Origin of the sequence: Gluconobacter cerinus (genome assembly GCF_002723935.1) — a bacterium.
Lineage (GTDB): Bacteria > Pseudomonadota > Alphaproteobacteria > Acetobacterales > Acetobacteraceae > Gluconobacter > Gluconobacter cerinus.
In genome coordinates this window covers 196652-221243 of record NZ_BEWM01000003.1, presented here as the reverse complement: position 1 = coordinate 221243, position 24592 = coordinate 196652, and the positions used below count along the sequence as shown (strand labels likewise).

The 24592-nt window shown below is 57.1% G+C and carries 21 protein-coding genes; 10 read left to right on the top strand and 11 right to left on the bottom strand.

The window, feature by feature from the left end; all coding sequences use genetic code 11:
- Positions 1-23: 23 nt before the first annotated feature.
- Positions 24-842, bottom strand: a complete 819-nt coding sequence (locus GCE01_RS08175) for a DUF1217 domain-containing protein (RefSeq protein WP_099212295.1) — start codon at positions 840-842, stop codon at positions 24-26.
- A gap of 110 nt (positions 843-952) precedes the next feature.
- On the opposite strand from GCE01_RS08175, the gene GCE01_RS08170 reads away from it, so the two are divergent.
- Entirely contained in the window at positions 953-1825 is an 873-nt protein-coding gene (locus tag GCE01_RS08170) for a DUF2125 domain-containing protein (protein WP_099212293.1), read from the top strand.
- Positions 1826-1852: 27 nt separating this feature from the next.
- On the opposite strand, the gene mfd is transcribed toward GCE01_RS08170, so the two are convergent.
- Entirely contained in the window at positions 1853-5353 is a 3501-nt protein-coding gene (gene mfd / locus GCE01_RS08165) for a transcription-repair coupling factor (RefSeq protein ID WP_099212290.1), read from the bottom strand.
- A 72-nt stretch (positions 5354-5425) separates the two neighbouring features.
- On the opposite strand from mfd, the gene recG reads away from it, so the two are divergent.
- Both recG and GCE01_RS08155 read left to right on the top strand, forming a co-directional pair.
- Positions 5426-7528, top strand: coding sequence for an ATP-dependent DNA helicase RecG (gene recG, locus GCE01_RS08160; protein ID WP_099212288.1), 2103 nt, complete (start codon positions 5426-5428; stop codon positions 7526-7528).
- Between the two features lie 95 nt (positions 7529-7623).
- Positions 7624-9297 (top strand): putative bifunctional diguanylate cyclase/phosphodiesterase, encoded by a 1674-nt coding sequence (locus GCE01_RS08155; protein ID WP_099212286.1) that lies wholly within the window; start codon positions 7624-7626, stop codon positions 9295-9297.
- Between the two features lie 70 nt (positions 9298-9367).
- Here GCE01_RS08155 and GCE01_RS08150 read toward each other — a convergent pair whose 3' ends face one another.
- Positions 9368-10372 (bottom strand): lipid A deacylase LpxR family protein, encoded by a 1005-nt coding sequence (locus GCE01_RS08150; RefSeq protein ID WP_099212284.1) that lies wholly within the window; start codon positions 10370-10372, stop codon positions 9368-9370.
- Between the two features lie 287 nt (positions 10373-10659).
- Here GCE01_RS08150 and GCE01_RS17350 point away from each other — a divergent pair, with 287 nt between their 5' ends.
- On the top strand, positions 10660-11412 hold the full coding sequence (locus GCE01_RS17350) for a cold-shock protein (protein WP_099212281.1): 753 nt from the start codon (positions 10660-10662) through the stop codon (positions 11410-11412).
- 121 nt (positions 11413-11533) lie between these two features.
- On the opposite strand, the gene smpB is transcribed toward GCE01_RS17350, so the two are convergent.
- Genes smpB through GCE01_RS08125 form a run of 4 tightly spaced genes read right to left on the bottom strand, consistent with a single transcriptional unit; the run spans position 11534 to position 14545 of the window.
- Positions 11534-12028, bottom strand: coding sequence for an SsrA-binding protein SmpB (gene smpB, locus GCE01_RS08140; RefSeq protein WP_046901449.1), 495 nt, complete (start codon positions 12026-12028; stop codon positions 11534-11536).
- Between the two features lie 8 nt (positions 12029-12036).
- On the bottom strand, positions 12037-12987 hold the full coding sequence (dapA, locus tag GCE01_RS08135) for a 4-hydroxy-tetrahydrodipicolinate synthase (RefSeq protein ID WP_046901448.1): 951 nt from the start codon (positions 12985-12987) through the stop codon (positions 12037-12039).
- Positions 12984-13820 carry a prephenate dehydratase gene (locus GCE01_RS08130; protein ID WP_099212278.1) on the bottom strand — a complete coding sequence of 279 codons (837 nt, stop codon included), beginning with the start codon at positions 13818-13820 and terminating at the stop codon, positions 12984-12986. Before GCE01_RS08130 ends, dapA begins: the two co-directional genes overlap by 4 nt.
- The gene (locus GCE01_RS08125; RefSeq protein WP_174694820.1) at positions 13820-14545 is read right to left on the bottom strand and encodes a 3-deoxy-manno-octulosonate cytidylyltransferase; all 726 of its coding nucleotides are present in this window, start codon (positions 14543-14545) and stop codon (positions 13820-13822) included. Before GCE01_RS08125 ends, GCE01_RS08130 begins: the two co-directional genes overlap by 1 nt.
- Before the next feature lie 74 nt (positions 14546-14619).
- Here GCE01_RS08125 and GCE01_RS08120 point away from each other — a divergent pair, with 74 nt between their 5' ends.
- The 3 genes from GCE01_RS08120 (at position 14620) to GCE01_RS08110 (ending at position 18293) form a co-directional block, all read left to right on the top strand.
- On the top strand, positions 14620-15426 hold the full coding sequence (locus GCE01_RS08120; protein ID WP_099212275.1) for an inositol monophosphatase family protein: 807 nt from the start codon (positions 14620-14622) through the stop codon (positions 15424-15426).
- Between the two features lie 80 nt (positions 15427-15506).
- Positions 15507-16754, top strand: a complete 1248-nt coding sequence (serA, locus tag GCE01_RS08115; protein WP_046901444.1) for a phosphoglycerate dehydrogenase — start codon at positions 15507-15509, stop codon at positions 16752-16754.
- Positions 16755-16790: 36 nt separating this feature from the next.
- Complete coding sequence (locus GCE01_RS08110; protein WP_099212272.1) at positions 16791-18293, top strand: YifB family Mg chelatase-like AAA ATPase; 1503 nt, start codon at positions 16791-16793, stop codon at positions 18291-18293.
- Here GCE01_RS08110 and GCE01_RS08105 read toward each other — a convergent pair.
- The 3 genes from GCE01_RS08105 to GCE01_RS08095 are packed head-to-tail and all read right to left on the bottom strand — an operon-like array spanning position 18273 to position 20593.
- A complete protein-coding gene (locus GCE01_RS08105) occupies positions 18273-18482 on the bottom strand; it encodes a hypothetical protein (RefSeq protein ID WP_099212269.1) in 210 nt (69 codons plus the stop codon). The genes GCE01_RS08110 and GCE01_RS08105 overlap by 21 nt on opposite strands.
- Positions 18482-19699, bottom strand: coding sequence for a cystathionine beta-lyase (gene metC / locus GCE01_RS08100; protein ID WP_099212266.1), 1218 nt, complete (start codon positions 19697-19699; stop codon positions 18482-18484). The genes GCE01_RS08105 and metC overlap by 1 nt, the downstream gene beginning before the upstream one ends.
- A 3-nt stretch (positions 19700-19702) precedes the next feature.
- The gene (locus GCE01_RS08095; protein ID WP_244591133.1) at positions 19703-20593 is read right to left on the bottom strand and encodes a sulfurtransferase; all 891 of its coding nucleotides are present in this window, start codon (positions 20591-20593) and stop codon (positions 19703-19705) included.
- 51 nt (positions 20594-20644) lie between these two features.
- Between GCE01_RS08095 and GCE01_RS08090 the strand changes: the two genes are divergently transcribed.
- Entirely contained in the window at positions 20645-21721 is a 1077-nt protein-coding gene (locus tag GCE01_RS08090) for an AI-2E family transporter (RefSeq protein WP_099212264.1), read from the top strand.
- Positions 21718-22344 (top strand): endonuclease/exonuclease/phosphatase family protein, encoded by a 627-nt coding sequence (locus GCE01_RS08085; protein ID WP_046901441.1) that lies wholly within the window; start codon positions 21718-21720, stop codon positions 22342-22344. The genes GCE01_RS08090 and GCE01_RS08085 overlap by 4 nt, the downstream gene beginning before the upstream one ends.
- Positions 22345-22347: 3 nt before the next feature.
- On the opposite strand, the gene cls is transcribed toward GCE01_RS08085, so the two are convergent.
- The gene (gene cls / locus GCE01_RS08080) at positions 22348-23760 is read right to left on the bottom strand and encodes a cardiolipin synthase (protein ID WP_099212261.1); all 1413 of its coding nucleotides are present in this window, start codon (positions 23758-23760) and stop codon (positions 22348-22350) included.
- 115 nt (positions 23761-23875) lie between these two features.
- On the opposite strand from cls, the gene GCE01_RS08075 reads away from it, so the two are divergent.
- Complete coding sequence (locus tag GCE01_RS08075) at positions 23876-24592, top strand: arginyltransferase (RefSeq protein WP_099212259.1); 717 nt, start codon at positions 23876-23878, stop codon at positions 24590-24592.

Sequence of the window (24592 nt, the reverse complement as noted above, 5' to 3'; positions counted from 1 at the left end):
TCTCAGGATGTCACGCAACCGGCTCAGAGAAGTGCGGAATACAGCGATGACGAGGAACTGCTACTGCTTCCTGTAAAAAGGGACAGAATACCGTCCGATGTCCCTCCACTTCCGTAAAGTGTGAGCATACTGGCAGGCGTCGTAGATGCTTCAGGGCTGATTTGTAGAAGCGCCAGATATTGTTCAGCAAACCGCTGCACGCCTTGGGACGTGCTGAGACGTGAAAGATCGAGCTTGTTCCCCAGCAGTCGAACCTGCTGGTCATAATCCAGTGCACCAAACTGGGTTGTATCGAACCCACACACTTTTTCCGCCACCTTCAACAGTTTCGGATCTGCCATGATGCTGGAAAGCTTCATGTCTGACGTGACGGTTCGGGTAAAATAAAGAGCATCCCCAAGGCCCGGCGTCTCGTCCTGAACGCTGCTTTCATACCCGTTCGTCAGGTAATTCTGGGCGATTTTAGACAAAGTGTCTTCTGACGAGAGGGGAGACGTCGACCAGTCTGAAAACGCGGTCGCAAACGCTTTCCAGGACGCATTCCCGCTTCTCTGTGCCAACGACTTGGAAGACGTAGGGTCCTGCGTCATGAGCTGCTTAAGGACGGCCGTCTGATCAATATTGGAAGACATGTTATAGGCGCCAAGAACGACCTTCAGCGCCTTGTAGTTCTTCAGAAGCTGATCAGGCGTCGTGATGGAAGAGGCCTCCGCTTTGAGCGCCGTCAATGCCTGCTGCGAAGATGAACTGGTCTTTTCCCATCGGTTCACGGAGGCCTGTTCGTCTTTCACGATGGACAGGTATTGCGGCACCGCTGGCATGGCGGAAATGGACGAAGACATGCACACTCACCCGCAAGGAAGGATTATGGGGAACCATTGTCTCTCCATAATCCTAAGAGAGTCTTAACAGTCTTTCTGTCTGAGAGATCAGACACCACAGCATTGAGGGCATGATGTCTTTTAAAACCCTTCTCGTAACAGCATTAGCAACGGCTCTGCCTTCCTTCACGTCACCTGCTCTCGCAGACACGCTGCCGAACATTCCTGCGTCCTGCTTCACCTATTCCCTGAACGGGCACCAGGCTGCCGCCCACGGCTTTTCAGCATCAGGCCTGCACGCCACCCTGACAGGAACCGGCATCGGCCTCGATATCGGGCCTATCACCCTGAAAGACCCCAAAGGCGCAGTCACGGAAGCCAAACTCGAACAGTTCAATGCAACGGCCGCTTATGCAGCACTAAGCGCTTTCCGTGGCGGTATCAGCCCAGCCTGTCAGGGGCAAGATGCCACCATTACAGTCCACAACATCCATGAAGGAACGCCAGAAGCCTCATGGAACAGCGTAAAACTGTCCCGCCCTGGTCACACAATGACCATCCAGCACGCGACGATCAACGCAGTCCAGACCAGCCCTGAGCTCCGCATCAAGGTCAATGGAACAGGCATTCACGACTCGAAACAGCCACTCATTCCGTCGTCCCTGTCCGCCGATCTGTCCGTAAGCGGCCTCTCCGGCTCCTCACAGCAGATCACGATCAACGCCCTGCATGCCATTTCCGGAAGCAGCACTGTTGATGGCACAGGAACCATTCAGATCGGCTCGTCAGCTGCAACATCCACCGCAGACACCCATGTCAGCATCACCAATGTTGCGCAGTTGATCGAGGCCATTCGCCAGACAGCCCCGACCAAAGTGGTCACCGCCCTTACCATTGCCCGCCTGATGGGACGCCAGAGCGGCGACACCACCACGTGGGATATTGCCCTTCAGGGCGGCGTAGCGACGGTTAACCGTATTCCGCTCCCTATCGCCGTTCCCTGAGTGCCACTGCGGAAGCTGGAAAAACGCTTAGTCGGCGTCTTCCAGTTTTCGCACGAGTTTGCACAGAACGGTCGTTACTTTCTTCGCAAAACCAATGCGGGTGGCGTTCGTCATTTCGCGAATAATAGCCAGCTTCTGATCGGGGCGGATCTTCACGCCCGAATCCTTCTTACGAGTCGCCCAGTCGATCAGCCCGGCGGGGTTTTGGAACCGGTTCTTGCGGAACTGAAGCACCATACCCTTCGGCCCGGCTTCCAGACGCTCCACACCAGCCTCACGGCACAGACGCTTGATGAGCACGACGTCCAGAAGATTCCCCACCTCTGGCGGCAAGGATCCGAACCGGTCCACGAGTTCAGCGCGCATGGCCTCGACTTCCGCCTCTCCGGTCAGGGACGCAATACGCCGATATAGCCCCAGCCGAACCGGCAGATCAGGCACATAAGTGTCTGGAATCAGCACAGGCAATCCGAGGATAATATTCGGCGTCCAGCTGTCTTCTTCCTCCGCCTTCCGACCGCGTTCGCGACGCAGATCCAGAACGGCATCTTCCAGCATCTGCTGATACAGCTCGATCCCGACTTCCTTGATATGCCCGGACTGCTCATCCCCCAGCAGATTTCCGGCACCACGAAGATCCAGATCGTGCGACGCCAATGTGAAGCCAGCACCAAGTGAGTCGAGCGTCTGCATAATTTCCAGACGTTTTTCAGAAGCGGCCGACAATGGGTTCGTCTGCGGCCAGGTCAGATAGGCATAGCCACGCTGCTTGCCTCGCCCCACACGCCCCCGAAGCTGATAAAGCTGTCCCAGGCCAAACATATCTGCCCGATGAATAATAATCGTATTCACGCTGGGCATATCGAGACCACTCTCCACGATATTGGTGGAAAGCAGGATGTCATATTTGCCGTCGGCAAATTCGGTCATGACGCGTTCCAGTTCGGTCGGCGTCAAACGGCCATGGGCCTGAATGACCTTCGCATCCGGAACAATCTCGGCCAGGCGCTCTGCCATCCGGTCCAGATCAGCCAGTCGCGGCAACACGCAGAACACCTGCCCACCACGGAAACGCTCACGCTGAATCGCTTCGCGGATCATAACGCTGTCAAACGGCGTGATAAACGTGCGAACTGCCAGACGATCCGTTGGCGGCGTCGCAATCAGGCTCATTTCCCGCACACCGGACAGGGACAACTGGAGCGTACGGGGCAGCGGCGTGGCTGACAGTGTCAGGACGTGCACGTCTTCCCGCAGGGCCTTGAGCTTCTCCTTGTGAGAGACGCCGAAATGCTGCTCTTCATCAATGATCAACAGGCCCAGACGTTCGAAAGAGACCGTCTTGGCCAGAAGGGCATGCGTTCCGATGACGATATCCAGACGCCCATCCGCCATCTCTTCGCGGACTTTTGTCGCTTCCTTGGGGGTCACCATGCGTGACAGTTGCCCGATCCGAACTGGCAGACCTTCGAATCGCGCCACAAAGCCACGATAATGCTGACGAGCTAGAAGCGTTGTCGGAACAACAACAGCCACCTGCATTCCTGAAAGCGCGGCAACAAAAGCCGCACGCAAGGCAACTTCGGTTTTTCCAAAGCCGACGTCGCCACACACCAGGCGGTCCATCGGGCGACCGGAGCTCATATCCTCCAGAACATCAGCGATGGCACGGGACTGATCTTCCGTCTCCACGAACGGGAAACGGGCACAGAATTCGTCCCACAGTCCCTCTGCCGGCGCGAGCGTCGGAGCTTCACGCAATGCACGCGCAGCTGCCGTCCGAATCAGTTCACCCGCCATGATGCGGATGCGCGATTTCATCTTGGCCTTGCGGGCCTGCCAGGCCGTGCCGCCGAGCTTGTCGAGCTGGACGCTGGCTTGCTCCGAACCGAACCTGCTCAGGAGTTCGATATTTTCTACCGGCAGAAGAAGACGCTGCTCTCCATCATACAGAATGGAAAGATAGTCATGCGCAACCAGCCCTTCGCGGATGGTCTCAAGCCCGACATAGCGTCCAATTCCGTATTCCTGATGAACAACGAGGTCCCCTTCGGAAATCTCGCCCACCTGAGAAATGAACTGTTCCCCACGCTTCTTGCGACGGGGCGGCCGGGAAATACGCTCTCCCAGAAGGTCCTGTTCAGACACAAAACACAGACGATCTGAAACGAACCCACGCTCCAGCCCGAGAACGAGCAGACCAACTGTCCCGCGGGACATGCCTGCTGCGGACGGCCAGTCGTCATAACTTTCAACGCCGACACCATGTTCCTGAAGCAGATGGGCAATCCGCTCCCGCGAGCCACGGCTCCAGGCCGTGACATACGTGCGGCGCCCAGACTGCGCCCACTCTTCAACCTGCTTGCCAAACGCTTCAAAAACACCCTCGCGAGACCCATCCTTGGCCCGGGCAAACAGCGGTCCGGGACGGCTTCCGGCTTCTACGCCTTCTCCCAGATCCGGCTTGCCAAATGCATTCAGCAAAACAGATGGCGCCCTAGAGAGCATGGCATTCCAGCCATGCTGGTCCAGATAGAGACGATGCGGCGGAAGCGCCCGATACGGCATCTCGCCATCACGAACAGGAACACGACGCGCCTCATAGTGATCGGCGATCATGTCCAGACGGGCTTTCAGAATCTCCGGTGCATGGCTGTCGAAGCTGATTGCAACGTCTGGCAGATAATCCAGCAGCGTTTCCATCTGGTGGCCATCGCCATCATGGAAAAGCGGCAGATAGTGCTCCAGACCCGGATAACGCCGCCCGTCAGAGACGTTCTCATAAAGCGTGTCAGATGCGGCTGATGGCCCAAACGTATCGCGCCACCCCGTGCGGAAAAGACTGATACTCTCTGGACTGAGAGAGAACTCCGAGACCGGTCGTAACTCGAAACGCGCGAGCTTTTCTGTCGAGCGTTGCGTCGCGATATCAAAGGCACGGATATTTTCGACTTCGTCACCGAAAAGGTCGAGGCGGATCGGGTCTGGTGCACCGGCTGGGAAAAGGTCGAAAATGCCGCCCCTCGCCGCAAACTCACCCGCTTCCATGACCGTATCAGTCCGCGTGTAGCCATTGGCGACGAGAACTTCGATCAGAAGAGACTGATCGAGCATTTCACCCGTAGCCACACTGATGGACTGGCCTTTGAAAGCCGATCGCGGCGGTACGCGCTGCAACAGACTGTGCACGGTCGTCAGAACGATCCGGCGGGCTTTCGTCGGCTCCAGCAGGCGGCACAATGTTCCAACACGCTCCGCAACCAAAGCAGCGTTGGGAGAGACACGGTCGTAAGGCAGGCAATCCCACGCAGGCAGGCGCAGAACTTCAACTTCCGGCATCAGATAGGACAGCATGTCCATCAGAGCCGCAACAGCAGCGTCGTCCCGCGCAACATGCAGCAACGGCCCTTCATGCTCTGCCAGCCGCTGGCGAAGCAGCAGCGCCACACTCCCGTCCGGGACACCCCAGACGGTCGGACCAAAGGATGTGAGGGGCATTTCACGGCTCATGGTTTCGTTTTGTTCCATCCTGCTCTTGCCCTATACCTGCCGTTCCAGACCCTGCCATACCAAGAAAAGCCCCGGGGAGCGCCCGTTGCAATGCAGTCCGAACAGCCCTCTCCAGATTTTCTTGCTCCACTCTTCGCACCACTGACGTCCCTGCCCGGAATCGGGCCAAGACATGCAAGTCTGCTGGAAAAGATCGCAGGGGGACGGCGCGTCCTGGACCTGCTGTTCACCCTTCCCGAGCGAATTGTTGACCGTCGTATTCTGCGCACAGTTGCCGCAGGACACAATCTCGCACCCGGAGAAATCCTGACAACGCGTGTCCGTGTCCTCTCAATCCGCAAGGCTGCACGCCCCGGCCAACCCTCCATCATTCGCACAGAAGACGACACGGGAAGGCTGGATCTGGTTTTTTTCCAGCAGAAAAACATGCCTGCCCCAACGGTCGGGGCAGAGCTTCTTGTCTCTGGCAAGACCAGCCGGTTCCAGGGTGAATTGACGATGCCCCAGCCGGATCACGTCACAACATGGGAAAAGCGTGACAGCTTTCCCAGACTTGAACCCGTCTGGCCCCTGACCGCAGGCCTGTTTCCCTACACCGTGCGCAAAGCCATGCGCGCTGCCCTGACGCTTCTGCCCGATTTTCCAGAATGGCAGGACCACGCTCTTGTCCAAAAGCGCCGCTGGCCAGCTTTTACACAGGCGCTGCATATTCTGCAGGCCCCGGAGAGCATTCCTGCTCATGTCGAATGGGCGCCAGTGCGAGAGCGCGCACTTTCCCGTCTTGCTGCGGATGAACTTCTTGCTGACCAGCTCTGTTTTGGACTGGCTCGTCTTAAAGCACGCAGCCGGATAGGCCGCAGCATGCCGGGCACGGGCACACTCCAGGCAGAGCTAAATCATCGCTTTGGTCATAAGCCAACGGCGGCCCAGTCTTCAGCTATCATTGAAATCCGTCAGGACATGGCGGCCACTGCTCCCATGATGCGTCTGCTGCAAGGAGACGTGGGCGCCGGCAAAACATTTGTCGCGATGAATGCCATGCTTCAAGCCGTGGAATCCGGTGCCCAGGCGGCCCTCATGGCGCCAACGGAAATTCTGGCACGCCAACACTTCGAGACAGTGTCCCGCCTTTGTCCCACCCAATGCGTTTATCTGAGCGGGACGATCAAAGGCGCAGCACGCCGCGAGACACTGGCGGCCATTGCCGATGGAACTGCGCGCATCATCGTCGGGACTCACGCCCTGTTTCAGGAAGGCGTGACGTTTGCGGACCTTGGACTGGCCGTCATTGACGAGCAGCACCGTTTTGGCGTGAAGCAACGAATGAATCTGAGCGCCAAGGGACAGGCCACAGACATTCTGGTCATGACCGCCACTCCCATTCCCCGGACCCTTCAGCTCATGGAATGGGGAGAAATGAGCATAAGTCGGCTGGATTCCAAACCTGCAGGCAGGCAGCCCATTCGCACGACCCTGCATAATATGGATGCCATGCCAGACATTCTGGCCGCCATATCCCGCGCTGTCGCAGATGGGGTGCAGGTCTTCTGGGTCTGCCCTCTCATTGAAAACAGCGAAACACAGTCTGCCGCAGCGGCCGAAGAGCGGTGGGCGATGCTTGGAGAGCGATTTCCCAACATAGTTGGATTAGCACACGGCAAACAGGACATCGCCATCCGGCAAGCCGCACTTGAAGCATTCCGGCAGGGTGAAACACGTATTCTCGTTGCCACAACCGTTATTGAGGTCGGCGTGGATATACCGAATGCTTCGGTCATGGTGATCGAGCAGGCAGAACGCTTTGGGCTCGCTCAGCTTCATCAGTTACGGGGTCGCGTCGGGCGCGGTTCAAAAAAGTCCTTCTGCCTGCTGCTCCATGATGGCATGGCCACCCCAACAGCCGTCAGGCGGTTAACGCTTTTGCGAGACACTAACGATGGATTCATGATTGCTGACGAGGATTATCGAATCCGCGGCGGCGGCGACCTTGCTGGAGACCGTCAGTCTGGACTGCCTGGCTTCCGATTAGCTCAAGGCGCAAGAATTTCGCTGCTTTTGGCGGCAATGCAACAGGACAGCGAGCGAGAACTTATGCGCAATCCGTCGCTGGAAGGCCCGCGCGGGGCCGGATTGAGAATTATGCTAACGCTCTTTGACCGCTCCGAACCCGACAGGCTTTTGATTTCTGGTTAAAGGACCTTTAAGAAAGAATTGTTAATCTGCCTTCCGAGAAGGAACTTTATCGTTCTTTGACGGTTTTACGACTTATCCATAATCGGGTTTACAGTATGTTCTCAACTGGTGACGATCAGCATGCAGCTTCTTTCCTGAAAGGGACGTCGTCCGCCAGTTACCTGCCTCTCTTGAGACTGGCACGCCTGCTCACTGGCGCTTCGTCAGCGGGAATAGTGGCCCTGTCAAAGGACTCTGCGCCCCTTGAAATTGCCTCCGTTGGTGTATTTTTAGCCGATGCGCTGGGTGAATTGCCGTGCGAAGAACTTTCAGAAAGCACTTCGCCTAAGACATTCAGCATAGCAGGGCGATCTGTTGCCGGGATCAATGTTGGAAGCCTGCCCCGACAAAAGCGCACTTCCACATCTCTCTTCCTTTTTGCTGCGTGTGAGACAACTGACCTTTCAAGCCAGCAGACTTTGGATGCACTCGCAGACCTCGCAGACCTGACCCGGAACCCGATTTACAATAGCGGTTCAGTCCTGCCGAACCGCATGCAGAGCATGGAATCTGTTCAGTGGTACATTGAGCAGACTGCGGGCCTGACGAAACGAGCAAAATTCGGCTTAATTCGCTTCAACCTGGACCATCTGTCTTTCATTAATGAGCGCTACGGCTGGGATGTCGCCGACATCATTCTGGAAGAGATTGTCCGGAGGATCGAGAAGCTCCTACCTCAGGGCGCATTCCTTGGCGGTATGGGGGGTGGCAACTTCATTGTCTTGACGCCACCAGGCTACACGCAGGTTACGACACGATCCTTGATGACATCCATTCTTCGGATTTCTGAAGCCTCTGTTGCCCTTGCCAGCTCTTCTCTTCCATTCTCCCTGTCCATCGGCTGGAGCATGTTTCCGGAAGATGGCCACACGGTTGATGACCTTCTCACCAGCGCCAAAGCTGCGCTTATGGAAGCCCAACGCCTGGGTGGCGGTCACGAGAGACGCGCGGACGAAGAAACAACACGGATGCATATCCTGTCCTCCAGCCTGGAGCAGGATCTTGCCGTTGCCGTGGAACAGAACGGACTCTTTCTGAACTGGATGCCGGTTGTTGACACCGCATCACAGCAAATCGTGGCTCATGAGGCGCTGCTAAGATGGAATAGACCAGGCTACGGCGAAGTCCCGCCGGCCCTCTTTATTCGCTGCGCAGAAGAAGCCGGCCTGGTTGAAATGCTCGATAGCTGGAGCCTTAAAACAGCCTGCATGGCTGCGGCGAGCTGGGACGTCCCCCACAGGGTCTGCGTCAATATTTCGCCAGTCTGGCTCGTGAGTGAGCGTCTCTCGAAACTCGTCAAGGAAATCCTTCAGGAAAGCGGCCTCGCCCCTGAACGCCTGCAAATTGAAATGTCGGAGCCACGCTTCTTCGGGCCAGAAGACATCACGTTCCGTGAATTGTCCCGCGTCCGCGCGCTCGGCGTCAGGCTGGCGCTTGATGATTTCGGTTCTGGCTTCTCGTCCCTTGAGCGCCTTCGCTTCTATCCGCTGGATCAGATCAAGCTTGATCGCAGATTCATTAACAGCCTCGGCGAAAACAACCGCGCAAATGAAGTGATGTGCGCGATTCTCGCCCTGGCACGCGCCTTGAACATCACGACATGTGCCAAAGGCGTAGAGACCGAGTCCCAGATGGCCTTCTTGGATGCTTATGGGTGCGAAGAGGTCCAAGGATATCTTCTTGGCTCTCCGGTTCGAGATCAGGCCAAGCCTGCGTCACAGTCCGCTTAAGAAAAAAGCCCGTCCCGCTTTTGCGGTCGGGCTTTTTTCTTGATCCGAAGATCCAGCTAAGAATTACGCTTTAGAATTTAACAGAGAGCTTGAGCGACCCATAGTTAAACAGGCCCGCTTTCTGCGACTTGAACTGAGCCGTCTGCCAGTTCTGGCTGTAAGAGAGGCGCACACCGTGCCACATCACGGCCACGCCGGCATGAATTTCGCCTACATCCCAGACTTTTTCGACGTGAGGCGAGTCGGGACGCACGGTATTACCCTGAAGCGTGGCGTCGTACCCAACGGCCTGCCCCTCTACACCACCATAAAAGTACCAAGCGACAGGACGCGTTCCACGGAACGCATCTGTACCATCCAGTCCCGGCCCAATCGTCGAGTTACCGAAATCGCTGTCCAGCCCTTGTCCGACCCGGAAGGTGGCAGCCGCATCTGCATAGGTTCGGTAATCACCCGCGGCACCCGACACTGCAGGCAAAACGTCCATGCCGATGCCGTAAACATTCACGACTGGCAGACGCCAGATTCGACCAGCCTGAATCTGCATGATTGGCTGATTCGCCAGCTGGTGCACCCATCCCTTGTTCGGCGTGTCGCTGATCAGATTATGGAATCCGTTCTGCACCTGACGCCCAAGACCTGCAGGGCCCATGACACCAAACTGAATACCCATGACGGTACGGGACAGATCTGTATCATTAATAAGGTTAACGGTGCCGAGCATCAGACCTGCGTAAGGACGGTCTCCCAGTGGCGGCTGGGCCATCTGGGTCTGGCGCGGGGTATAGATCAGCTGCTGCAAACCGATGCTGATACGCTGCATGCCATTTCCCATCAGGAAATGATTCAGATTCGCAATCGGTTCGGGAAGGTTATCGGTCCCCGAAGTCCAGTTAATGCGCAGACCAGACGTGTAATACTGATCAGACGTTCCCTTCAGGGTCGAGACAGCATCGTTCTCGCCCTGAATGGTCCAGGTACCGTGTGGATCCTGAAGAGGAGTCGCCAATGCGGACGAGGATGCCAGTGCAAGCAGGGCAATAGCCCCGAAGGAAAGAGTCAGTCGGGTCTGCATGGGCACCTCTGCATCTCGCGTACGATCAGGGTAATGACGTTATCAATTTGTGTCTTTATGTCATTACTGAGCGTCAAAGCAAAGCCTTCGGAGCACCTTGACGGACTGAGACAATCTTAAAATCCGCGCGAGTTGGGCACTTCTCGCACTTTCGTTGTGGCAGTGCGGGAAAAAACCATGCTAGTGATTCCCTCAGAGGAAGGCCTGAGGCTTTTCTCACCTTTTTGAAATACGTCATGGCAGGGGATAGAAGCCCTCCGTGGCACCCCAGTCTCGGGATTAGACCGTTGAGAAACAACAGAACCGACCGCAGCTTTAACTCACCTCGCCGCGGCGGGTTTGACGGGGACTATTCGTCCCAGCCATCCTATGGTGATCGTGGCGGCTTCGGCGGCGGCGATCGTGGCGGCTTCGGCGGCGGCGATCGTGGCGGCTTCGGTGGCGGCGGTGGTGGTGGTGGCTTCGGCGCACCTCGTCGTGGCGCTGGCAGCAGCTTCGTTACCGCTTCCGGCCCAGAAATCAGCTCCCGCGTTAAGTGGTTCAACACCGAAAAGGGTTTCGGTTTCGTTGAACTGGCTGACGGCTCGGGCGATGTCTTCCTTCACGCCAACGCTCTTGGCAACGCTGGCGTAAGCAGCGTCAACCCGGGTGCAACCGTGGTTGTTCGCATTGGCCAGGGTCCGAAGGGTCGCCAGGTTGCTGAAGTCATTTCCGTTGACGAAAGCACGGCTGAAGCTCCCCGCCCGCGCGCCCAGTTCGGTGCAGCTCCGCAGCCGCGCTTCGGTGGCCCGTCAGCACGTCCGGGCCGTCCGGCTCCTGACCTGTCCGACGCACAGGACATCCGCGGCACCGTGAAGTGGTACAACGCCACCAAGGGCTTCGGCTTCATCACGCCTGACTCCGGCGGTAAGGACATCTTCGTCCACGCTTCCGCTCTCGAGCGTTCACAGCTCCCGACTCTCGACGAAGGCCAGGCGATCAACGTCAAGGTTGTTCAGGGTCAGAAGGGTCCGGAAGCTGCTGCAATCAACGTTGATTGATCGGTAGCTTCGGCATCTTGCTGAGCACTAAAAAAAGCCGCTGTGGATTTTTCCACAGCGGCTTTTTTAATGACTGCTAAAAATTACGTGCCCTAGCCAAACAAGGCGGTGTCGCGAGAACTCAGTATTCCTTACCCTTATTCCGGATCAAGCGAGCCTTATCACGTTGCCAGTCGCGCTCAGCGATTGCATGTCGCTTGTCTTCTTTCTTGCGCCCCTGCCCCAAACCAATCGTCACTTTCGCGACCCCGCGGGCGTTAAAATGAATGTCCAGCGGCACAAGCGATGCACCGGCACGCGTCACAGCGGACAGATAATGCGCAACCTGTTTCCGATGCAGCAGCAGTTTGCGAGGGGCTCTTGGCTCAAAGCGGGAAAGAACGCCCCCCTGATATTCCGGAATGTAGGAATTAAAGAGCCAGATTTCTCCATCACGCTCTGCCGCATAGGCCTCGGTAATGGTTGAACGTCCCAAGCGAAGGCTTTTGACCTCCGGCCCCTTCAGAACAATTCCAGCCTCTACAGTTTCCAGAATCGTGTAATCGAACCGGCCTTTACGGTTCTGAGCGACGATCCCGTGAGAGATCATGCCGCTCTTCTCTTTTTTTCCGGCCATTAAAAATATCAGTCCAATAGATCGAGAGATCGTAAAGCAGCATCGATAGCCTTCCGCGTTGCCTCCTGAGGCTCCACGAGTGGAAGGCGCAGGGTCGCATTGCACAGACCCAGCCGAGACATAGCGTACTTCACCGGTCCCGGGTTGCTTTCCATGAACATGGCATCATGCAGCGGAGAGAGACGATCCTGAATTTCGATTGCGTCTTCGATTCGCCCCTCCTGCCAGGCGCTGTGCATTTCTGCGCATAACGCAGGGACGACATTTGACGTCACGCCAATGCAGCCATCACCACCTGCCGCAAGAAACGACACCACTGTGTTATCGTCACCAGAAAGCTGGTTGAACGGCTTCTTCACGTTGCGTCGCACAGCGATGGGACGAGCTAGATTGGCCGTAGCATCCTTTACGCCAGCAATATTGGGATGCTGAGCGAGGCGTCCCAGTGTCTCCGGCGTGAGATCCACCACAGACCGACCTGGAATGCAGTATACGTGAATCGGAAGTGGCGTCGCATCGGCGATCGTCATGAAATGACGATACAGGCCTTCCTGGGTGGGCTTGTTATAATACGGAACCACAACCAACAGGCTGCTCGCCCCCACAGAATGAGCATGTCGCGCCATCTGCACAGCTTCAGATGTGCTGTTTGAGCCAGCTCCAGCCATGACAGGAACACGACCGTTCGATGTCTCAACGCAGTGGGCAATGATCTGGCCATGCTCCTCGTGCGACAGCGTCGGGCTTTCGCCGGTTGTCCCTGCCGGTACGAGCCCGCTGGTCCCCGCTTCAATCTGGCGCTCAATAAGCTTTGTCGCCACCTCGAAATCGATACGCCCATCCGTACCCATCGGAGTGATCAGAGCCGTCAGCGACCCTTGATACATGCCCGTCTCCACCATTGCCTTGCCTCTGCTCATCATGCGCACCATCCTGCTCTCTAGATCCGTCAGCGTCATGCGCTGGAACGAGCAAGACTGCGTGGGTATGCACCCAGAATCTTCAAATTATCGCTGACATGCTCCAGCTCTTTCAAAGCAGCCGCCAATGCAGGCTGCTCTGGATGTCCTTCAACATCCATCAGGAACTGCGTGGCCGCGAATGAGCCGTTGAGCATGTAACTTTCAATTCTCGTCATATTAATACCATGACGTGAGAATCCACCCAATGCCGCGTAAAGCGCCCCGGGTTTGTTGCCGACTTTCATGAGTAGCGTAGTCAACGTGTCATTGCGTTGAGAATCGGGAAAACTTGGCACAGGTGCCACGCGATAAAAGCGCGTCGTGTTGTGTGCCGCATCTTCAACGTTACACCGCAAGATGACGAGACCGTTCAGCTCTCCTGCGAGCGAAGAAGCGATGGCAGCATCTTCTTTCCGGCCCCATTTCGCGACCATTTCGGCAGCACCAGCCGTATCGAACTCCGGCACAACTTCCAGATCCAGCTCATGAATAAGCTTACGGACCTGCCCGAGTGCAACTGGATGCGTGTGAAGACGCCGGATGTCAGAGATTTCCGTACCCGGCACGGCCAGAAGGCAGTGCTCCACACGCTGAAAGTGCTCTCCAACGATGTGCAGCCCTGCATCCGGCAGCAAAGAATGAATGTCAGGCACACGCCCGGCGAGCGAATTTTCACAGGCCAAAAGCGCTTCATCTGCCCGACCATCATGCACAGCTTCAATCGCAGCTGCAAAGCTCGCGCAGGGAAGGGTCGTCCAACCCGGACGAGCCTGTCGGCATGCGAGGTCCGAATAGGCGCCAGGCTGCCCCTGAAAAGCAATTACCGGCATCAGACCAGTCCTCTCACTCGTTCCAGATCCTCAGGCGTATCAACACCTTGCGGAGCATGTTCTATCCGGGCACACCCGATGCTCATTCCTGCTTCCAGCGCACGAAGCTGCTCCAGACTTTCACGCCGCTCCAGTGCCGACGGTGGCAGCCTGACAAAGCGCTCCAATGCGTCTCGACGCCAGGCATATACGCCAACATGATGCCAATGCTGCCCCGCGCCCCACGGAATGGGCATACGCGAAAAATAAAGTGCGCGTGTCACCGCGGCGTCGCCAAAATCACAGGCGATCTTGACCACCTGTTCGGCATCTCTTTCCCAGTCTGATTGAACGGGAGCAGCAAGCGTCCCGATATCACAGGATGGATTTTCCAGCGGCTCGAGCACGGCAGTCAGACTGGCCGGATCAATCAAAGGCAGGTCTCCCTGCAGATTGATCACCACGTCGTAAGTTCCAGACGGATCAAGCTTCTGGATGGCTGCATGCACACGATCTGAACCGCTGGCCAGAGACGAGTCGGTCAAGACACCTTGCACGCCCTCTAACTCACTGACGGCATCAAGAATGTCCTGATCGCCCGCAGCAACAACCACTGGCCCGATCTTTGCTTCCAAAGCCCGTTTCGCAACGCGGACAATCATGGGAAGGCCACCAATATCCGCAAGGGGCTTGCGTGGGAGGCGGGTCGAGGCAAGTCTGGAGGGAATGACGATGATCGGACGCATGGCCCTTCTGATGCCGCCCGCCTGATCGGGCGTCAATCTCACACACGGCTTTCTGGCAGGAATTGAAAGAAAATATGAGCGAAACAGTTCTGGAAAAGGCACTTGTCGTCGCCGAAGCCTGTGCAGACGCTGCCCGCGAGACGGTCATCCCCCATTTCCGCACCTCACTACAGGCTGATGCCAAATCCGATGACAGCCCGGTCACTGTTGCAGATCGGGCGGCTGAAAAAGTCATGCGCTCCATTCTGGAAGATGCTCTGCCAGAGCACGCTATCCTGGGCGAAGAAAGCGGAATGAGCGGTCACGAGGGAGACTGGCTCTGGGTGCTGGACCCGATTGATGGAACACGCGCATTCCTGACCGGCCGCCCAACCTTCGGAACCCTTATTTCGCTTTTCCATAAAGGACGACCTGTTCTGGGGTTGATTGATCAACCATTGACGGGCGAACGGTGGATAGGCCTTGCCGGGCAACGGACACGCTTTGTGTCTGCCCGACTACCCGGTCAGATTGGCACACGCATATGCCCGGTTCTTGGGCAGGCTGAACTGTCCTGCACATCCCCGGAAATCATGACGCCCAATCACGCACCACGCTTTGCCAGCCTCCAGAAGCAGGTCCGGCGGACATCATGGGGCGGCGACTGTTACGCTTACGGACTACTGGCGCTTGGCCAGATCGATGTAATCGCCGAATGCACCATGAACCCATGGGACTGGGGTGCACTTGTTCCAGTCATTGAAGGCGCAGGCGGCAGCATCACGGACTGGCAGGGCAAGCCTCTTACGCTCGAAAGTGACGGAACCGTTCTGGCGTGCGGCAACCCTGCCCTGCTCACAGACATCGTGAACCACCTTTCCCATCCGGGAACGATGGGCTAGGCATGACGCCCCGGTGATCATGGGCCGGGACAGGTTGGAATGAGAGCCGGAGCCTTCCGGTTCAGGACCGGGATGGAAATATGGAAACGCACTTCTCTCTCCCCAAGAACAAGATCCGCATCCTCCTGCTTGAAGGCATCCATGAGAGTGCTGTCGAGCATTTTAATGTGCAGGGTTATGCAGAGGTCACGCGTCTGAAAGGCGCTCTTGAAGGCGATGCCCTCAAGGAAGCACTGCAAGGCGTGCATATGGTGGGTATTCGCAGCCGGACGCAGCTGACGCGCGAAGTTATTGAATCCGCTGATCGACTGATGGCCATCGGCTGCTTCTGCATCGGGACAAATCAGGTCGATCTGACCGCTGCCCGCATGGCCGGTATTCCGGTCTTCAACGCGCCTTACAGCAACACGCGCTCCGTCGCCGAACTGGTGATGGGTGAAGTGGTCATGCTGATGCGCCGCATTCCATCCCGTTCTGAACAGTGCCACCAAGGTGGCTGGGACAAATCCGCCATTAATGCGTGGGAAGTCCGTGGTAAGACGCTCGGTATCGTCGGTTACGGTTCCATCGGTTCACAGCTTTCCGTTCTGGCCGAAGCTTTCGGCATGCGCGTCCTGTATTATGACATCATGCCCCGCCTCCCGCACGGTAACGCTGTTGCAGTTGCGACGCTCAAGGACCTTCTTGCCAAGTCCGATATCGTCACACTGCACGTTCCCCAGACACCGGACACAGACCTCCTGATCGGAGAAGCCGAGATCCGGGCCATGAAGCCCAACTCGATTCTTCTCAACAACGCCCGTGGCAGTGTCGTTGACCTTGAAGCTCTGGCTGCAGCCCTCAAGGACGGCCATCTCATGGGTGCTGGCGTGGATGTGTTCCCAGTGGAGCCCAAAGTTGCAGGAGAGCGTTTCGTTTCTCCGCTTCAGGGCCTGGAAAACGTTATTCTCACCCCGCATATCGGCGGCTCTACCATGGAAGCACAGGAGCGGATTGGCGTTGAAGTCGCCCGCAAGCTTGTGGATTACTCCGATGTTGGTTCCACTATTGGTGCCGTGAATTTCCCGAGCGTGCAGCTCCCGGAGCGGCCACGTGGCACGCGTTTCATGCACGTTCATGCCAACCGTCCCGGCATTATGCGCCAGATCAACGAGCTGTTCGCAGCCGAGAACTGCAATGTGACGGCGCAATATCTGCAAACGGACGGTGAAGTTGGTTACGTTGTCGTCGAGGCTGAATCGACGGGCCCCGATATGGACCAGCACCTTCTGGACGGCCTGCGCGCCCTTGATGGAACGCTTCGTGCGCGCCTGATTTACCAGCGTTAACCATCCAGTAATATGTTCTGGCTAAGATCTCGTTCCATGACGACATCTGGCCAGAACACTCCTACCCTTGCCCGTATCCAAAGCTTTGCCTTTTCTGGCATCGAAGCTGTTCCGGTTACGGTTGAAGTTCAGGTCTCGACAGGGCTTCCAGCGTTTCTGCTGGTCGGCATGGCGGATAAATCAGTCGGCGAAGCACGCGAGCGTGTCCGTGCTGCCCTGACAGCCATGGGCCTGGCCCTTCCTCCAAAACGTATTCTGGTCAATCTCGTCCCCGCAGACCTCGCCAAGGAAGGTGCACATTTTGACCTTCCCATCGCGCTCGGGCTTTTGGTCGCCATGGGAATTCTGCCGTTCGAAGCTGTCTCTGCCTATGCGGCCGTCGGTGAGCTTTCGCTGGATGGACGGATCAACCCGGTTAACGGTGTTTTATCCGCAGCACTTGGTGCTGCAGCACATTCTCTAGGGTTAATCTGCCCGGCGCTGCAGGGAAGAGAGGCTCGCTGGGGCAATCCAGACCAAGACATTCTGGCTCCCGACACCCTGCTCGGCGTTGTGTCTCATTTCCGTGGCGAACAGGTTTTAACGCCCGTTCCCGCGGCAGAAGGATACACCCCGGATTATGGCCCTGACCTCGCTGACGTAAAGGGCATGGCTCTTGGGCGTCGAGCACTGGAAATTGCCGCCGCTGGCGGACATTCGGTTCTTATGAGCGGACCACCAGGTGCTGGAAAATCCATGCTTGCGTGCAGATTGCCCGGTATCTTGCCGGATCTGACGACTGAGGAAATGCTGGAAACAAGCCGGATCCACAGTGTGTCAGGGCTCTTGAAAGACGGTCGCCTGACAATCCGGCCGCCCTATCGTGCGCCTCATCACAGCGCCAGTTTGCCCGCGATGGTCGGTGGCGGGGCCAAAGCACGACCCGGCGAAGTCAGCCTTGCCCATAATGGTGTGCTTTTCCTGGATGAATTGCCCGAATTCTCGCGGTCATGTCTGGAAGCTCTCCGACAACCTATCGAGACCGGCTCAATTTCGATCGCCCGCGCTGCCCAGCACACAACCTACCCAGCCCGTTTTCAGTTCATCGCGGCCATGAATCCCTGCCGTTGCGGATATCTGGGAGACCCGGAACGGAGTTGCCGCAAAGCCCCTCGATGCGGAGAAGATTACAGCGCAAAGATCTCAGGTCCGATGATGGATCGCATGGATCTCTGCGTGCAAATTGACCCGCTCTCGCCCATCGAGATCAGTCGTTCGCCTCGGGGTGAAGACAGCGCAACAGTCCGTGCCCGCGTTGAAAAAGCACGCGATCGACAGATTACCCGTCAGAACGTGTGCAATGCCCAGGCCTCGCCAGACCTGTTTGTCATGGACGATGATGCGAGGTCCCTGGCTGAACAGGCTGCCGAAAAACTGCGCCTTTCAAATCGCGGCCTGACACGGTTGATGCGCGTCTCGCGAACAATTGCTGATCTGGAAGGAACTCAGCAGATCCAGCGTCATCATGTGGCAGAAGCGCTAGGGTTTCGGCGGCGTTGATCCGTTCTTGCGACGCTTCAGATCCAGAAAAGATGGGATCATTGCGGCCATGATGAACAGCGTGATCCAGAAATTAATCCTCAGGAAAAACGCCGTTCCAAATAGCCAGATGCCATAAAGCAGGGTCGCAGTCACCAAGACATACCCGCAGACCATGACCCACCAGATCACCCATTCCTTGCGTGGCATTACTGATCGGCCTGCCGCAAGCCGTCCAGGCCACGCGCCAGATCTGCCTTGAGATCATCTACACTTTCAAGACCGATATGCAGACGGAACGTCGCGGCCTTTGGAACCCCAGCCTCGGTCACACGTCGGACATGACCCGTGGTCGGCAGAACAAGGCTCTCGTAACCGCCCCATGAGGCGCCGATCCCAAACATGCTCAGGCCATCAATCATGCGTTCCGCAGCTTCGACACTGATATCTGGTTGCAGTTCAACACCGAACAGACCGCAAGCCCCCGTAAAATCGCGCTTCCAAAATTCATGCCCGGGGCAGTCTTGCAGAGCGGGGTGCAGAACCCGGGCAACTTCCGGGCGCGTCTTCAGCCACTGTGCAATCTCAAGAGCCGAACGCGACTGATGCGTGAGGCGCACTCCCATGGTTCGCAGGCCACGCAAGGTGAGCCAGCAGTCATCCGGGCTTGCGCACTGACCTAACTGGATGGACGCATCCCGCAGGGTTTTCCAGTGTGTCTCATCATTAACCGTGATCGACCCGATAATGACGTCCGAGTGGCCGCCGGGATATTTCGTCAGAGCCTGAATGGATACGTCCACGCCATGCTCAAACGGCTGAAACACGCCAATGCCCCAGGTATTATCCAGAAACAGCAGTGCGTCCGCCTGATGAGCAACATCTGCTAGCATCGGCACATCCTGCACCTCGAATGTATGGCTTCCCGGGCTCTCCGCCAGAATAATCCGGGTCTCGGCTCGGGTCAGCCCCTCAATCTCTGCGCGTGTCGCCATGGGAGCATAATAGGTTGTGCTGATGCCCATCCGCTTGAGCATCGTATCTGCGAAACGACGCGTCGGACCATAAACCGAATCGGGAAGCAGAAGATGATCGCCCTGCCCCAGAAACGCCAGAAGCGGCGTCGTGCAGGCACTCAGACCAGAGTTGACGACCTGCGTATGCGTTCCCCCCTCAATGAGCGACAGGAGCTTTTCCAGCTCATGCTGAACGGGCGTCCCCATGGCGCCATACACGGCCTTATGCGAATGGCTTCGACCATCCATCCGGTTCATGGCTTCAAGACTTGGGAAAAGAACTGTCGAGCCCCGTGTGACAGGAAGGTTCACAAGCGTGCCGCTCTCCCTGACATCGGCCCGGCCACCTTGCACCAGCGTTGACGCCAGACGGTTCCAGCCCGCACTCACCTTCGCTTCAAGGTCGCTCATGTCTTATTCTTCTCCCGTCACGATTGGTGCCTGTGGATCGCTGCCCCATTCAGCCCATGACCCATCATATAACGCGCCATCTGGCAGCCCAGCGATTGCCAGACCAGCCAGGAGCGTTGCCGCCGTCAAACCCGACCCACAACTGGTAATCACCCGCCGCCCAGCGACCGGAACAAACAGATCTTGCAAAGACTCAACGGGCAAAAAATAACCGGCCTCATCCACAAGCTGCATCCAGTCGAGGCTGAGAGCTCCCGGCATATGCCCTCCTTGAACACCAGGGCGAGGTTCTGGCACGGACGCTGTGAAACGGGCATGGCTTCGCGCATCCAGCACGACAGTGTGCGAATCAGCGTTCAGAATGTCGCCACTTCCCGCAAGAAGCCGGTATTGTGGACGCGTCCTGTAGGACGCTGGCTGTAGCGGCGGCGGTACAGCGTGTTCCAATGCGCCGCCCGCGAGTTCCCAGGCGGCCAGTCCGCCATCCAGAACCTTCACGTTCTGATGCCCGAAAAGACGGGCCAACCACCACCCCCGGCATGCCCCGACACTTCCTTTGCCATCATAGAAGACAAGTGATGTCTCTTCACTCAGCCCCAGTTCACCCATGAGACGGGAGAACCGGGCTGCACCTGGCACCGTATGTGGCAGCGGACTGTCCGGATCGGCAAAAACATCAATGTCGAATCGGCGTGCATTCGGAAGGCGTCGTTCACGGAAAGCTGCGTCCAGATCGCCCTTCTGACCCGGCAGAAGAACACTGGCGTCGAGAGGAACATACGCCATCCCTCCAGAAAGGAGGTCTTTTGCGGTGATAAGGGGTGAGTTCGTCATGGATCCACCATAGGTCGAGGGATGCGCAGAACGCCAGAGCGTGGCACAGTGTCCAGTCATGAACATGCAGGTCCCAGCCTTGAAGCCCCTGACCGTCCGGAAAACCATTGCATGAAGACCGAACGGATCATTCTTGGCTTCGTCCTTGTCGGAATTGCCTATGGATGTGGAATCATCCTCTGGCCATTTCTTTCGGCCATCCTTTGGGCGGCAATCCTGACTTTTGCGAGTTGGCCCATCTATCGGTGGCTGCGACGCCATATTCGTCCGGCTCTCGCTGCACTCACCATGATGATGCTCAGCGCCGTGACTATTATCGTGCCTCTGTCCGTTCTGACATCTGCCGGAATCAGCGATATTCCAGCAACCATCGCCAGCCTGGACACGCTGCTTCTCAAGGCCGCCTCAGCTGGCCCACCCCCAGCATGGATGGGGCGCATCCCTATGGCTGGTCCACACCTGGTCGAAGGCTGGTATCATCTGACGCATGACGTGGGTGCCGCCACGGAAATGCTGCGTCCTTACTTCGGGCAGATCGCTCATTTCACGCTTGCCGTTCTTGTAAAACTGGCCAGCGGTCTCGTTGAGCTGGTCATGGCGCTGTTCGTCGCATTCTTCCTCTGGTTGAACGGCGACGCCCTTGGCATGACCATTACAGCCCTCATTGCTCGCATTGCTGGCCCACGCGCTACACCACGGCTCATCAATGTCATTGGTCGGACCATTCGTGGCACGGTGTACGGCGTGCTCGGCACGGCCATCATTCAAGGCGTCCTGACCGGGATTGGCCTTATGATCGCAGGTGTCCCATCGCCCGTTCTCCTGGCCGGGATCGCAGCTTTCGTGGCTGTCTTTCCCATCGGAGCACCGTTGATCTGGATTCCTGCCGCGATCTGGCTGGCCATGACCCATCATGTCGGACATGGCCTTTTTCTGGCGGCTTATGGCGTCATCGTCATTTCAGGCGCAGACCACCTGATCCGCCCGATTTTCATTTCACGAGGGGCACAACTCCCTTATCTCCTGACCGTTCTGGGAGTTCTTGGCGGCGTGGTAGCCTTTGGCGGACTGGGGATTTTTCTGGGCCCTGTTCTTCTGGCCATCGGCTACACCCTGACAAGTGAGTTCGCTGCTGGTCCGCACAGGCCACAATCAGGCCCCCTCTATATTTCGGAGTCTTCTAAGTGACGGCATCCCTTATGTCTGGCGCGCCGTTCCGCGTTCTCAGCTGGAACCTTCTGCGCTGGGACGGCGCATCACTGGAAGACATCCTCACCGTCATTCGTTCGGAAAACCCGGACGTCGTCCTGATGCAGGAAGCTCAGGAGCCCGTTGACGTCCTACCGGAAATTCTGGGGGGATATTATGATCGCATCCCTCTACCCGGGAGGCCACATGGCACAGCCTGCTGGAGCCGCCTACCCTTCACGCAGCCTCCATCTTTCTGTCATCTGCCGCGGGGCCTGATGGTCAAGCGTACTGCGCAGATTCTCGATTTTGGAAATTTTTCTCTCGCCAACGTCCATCTGTCGCACGGTCAGATCCTGAACCGCAGGCAATTACGCAGTCTGACAGCCAACATGCATCGGCGTGCCGTCATCATGGGGGACTTCAATCTTGTTGGCCCAGTGCTTTTACCTGGCTTTCACGACGTTGGCCCTCGTGAAAAGACACACCGCATGCTGGATCGCCTTCCCTTGCGACTGGACCGATGCCTCGTGCGTGGCGTGAACCGTCTTGAGGCGAAGGCCCTGCCACGCTTTGGCTCTGATCACCGGCCCATCTCGGTGACGCTGCGCCTCAATCCCTGACGGTTACAGATAAGGAAGAAAAAGCCGGAGCGCCGCATTGCGAATCTGGATCAGATACGGCGTCCGATCAATATCGTGATGGGTCAGGCGGTTTTTCCGGTGACTATCCATGAACGCAGACAGGTCCCGCGCGACGCCTGTATCGTAAATCTCCAGATTGATTTCGAAATTCAACCGCAGAGAGCGTACGTCCAGGTTAGTGCTGCCAACAAAGCTCCATTCATCGTCCACAACCATAAGCTTGGAATGGTTGAAGGGCGGATCGGCCATCCATACGCGGCATCCAGCATCCAGAAACGGCCTCAGATTAGCATCTCGTGCATAATCAATGATGGCATGGTTGCTGCTCCTGGGCACGACAACGTCAATCACCACGCCTCGTAGAGCCGCCAAATTCAATGCGGCTGAAAATCGATCGTCTGGCAGAAAATATGGCGTCATGAGGCGAACATGCGTCTTTGCCAACGTGATGGCCTGAAGCATTCCGTATTCAATCTTCTCCAGATCCGCATCCGGCCCAGACGTAACAATCCGCATGGGTACATCACCAACCGGAACCGGCTCAGGCAGATACGGCTCCCCACGAAGCTCTTCTCCGGTTGTAAAAGACCAATCCCAAGCGAATGCTACGGAAAGCTGATGCACAATCGGCCCGCGCAGCTGGAAATGCGTGTCCGCAACCGGCAGTTTGGTACGGAGACGAAGCATATTCTCCTCACCAATATTCAGTCCACCCATGAAACCGAGACGACCATCCACCACCAGAATTTTACGGTGATTGCGGAGGTTGATGAACGGCATGCGCCACGGCCACACAGAATGCATGAACCGCGAACACTTCACGCCGTCCCGTCGCAGGCGGCGTTCAATCGCACACCTGAAATATCCACTCCCGATTCCATCGACCAGAACACGAACTTCGACGCCCCTTCTGTGTGCTTCGACCAGAGCTTCCGCGAACATTTCTCCGATCCTGTCGGCCCGGAAAATGTAAGAGCACAGCACGATCGACGTCTGCGCCTGATTGATGGCTTCGATCATGACGGGATAGGCATTATCCCCATCATGCAACACTTTGACGGAGTTCCCCCCCATTAGCGGCCGCTCTGTCAGTCGTCCGAGCATCTTCGCCAATGGCGCCAGATGGCCGTCCATCACCTGCCGGTATTTGGCGAGCAGCTCCCGTCCTTCCCAGGAATGATGATCGATCATCTTCCGGGCCCGGCGATGCACCCGGTTGATGCCGAACATCAGATAAAGCGCTGTCCCGACAAACGGCCCGACCCAACACACGCCAATCCACCCGGCACAGGCAGACGTATTCCGTTTATGCCGCAGCGCATGGAGCGTCACGCAGATGGGAAGCGCCCAGCGAAAAAACGTCAGAACACAATCCAGAATGGTCCAGTGCCTCATAAAACTCCCAATCAGGCCGAGGCTATACTCTTCCCGCAAAGATGATGGATGCGCCAGCGTCCTGTCTGGGTTAGGCTGAAGAACGCATCTGGTTTTCCATTGGAGGAGCGGCCCTGTGCAACACCGCCCACAGCTCTTCTACACAACCGAGCCAGCACCATGCCCGTACCTGCCTGATCGCATGGAGCGCAAGGTTCTGACTGATCTTTCCGGCCCGAATGCTTCAGCATTGCACGACCGTCTGTCCCAGGCTGGCTTCCGGCGCAGCCATACAATCGCCTACGCACCTGTCTGCATCGACTGCCGGGCCTGCAAACCCCTGCGCCTTCCTGTAGGACTCTTCACGCCTTCGCGTGCCCAGAAGCGCGTCTGGAAGCATCACGAAAATACCAATGCTGTCATCATACCGCCGGTGCCAACGCAGGAGCAGTTTGCCCTGTTCCACGCCTATCAGGAAAGCCGTCACACGGACGGCGACATGGCCCACATGTCCTGGCAGGATTACGTCGAACTGATTTCCAACACGCCGGTGGAAACGGTTGTCGTGGAATTTCGAACCCCTGAAGGCCAACTCGTCTGCGTCAGCCTCGTGGATATTATGTCTGACGGCCTGTCCGCAGTTTATACGTTCTACGATACATCCAGCCCGACGGCCTCCTGGGGAACCTATTCAATCCTGACGCTGATCAATCTGACCAAGCGGCGCGGAAGTCTTCACCTTTATCTGGGCTATTACGTCCCCGGCAGCCGGAAAATGGCTTACAAGGCCACCTTCCGTCCGGCTGAGATCTTTCAGGGCGGTCACTGGGAAACGTTGGCCGCACCGGTCTGA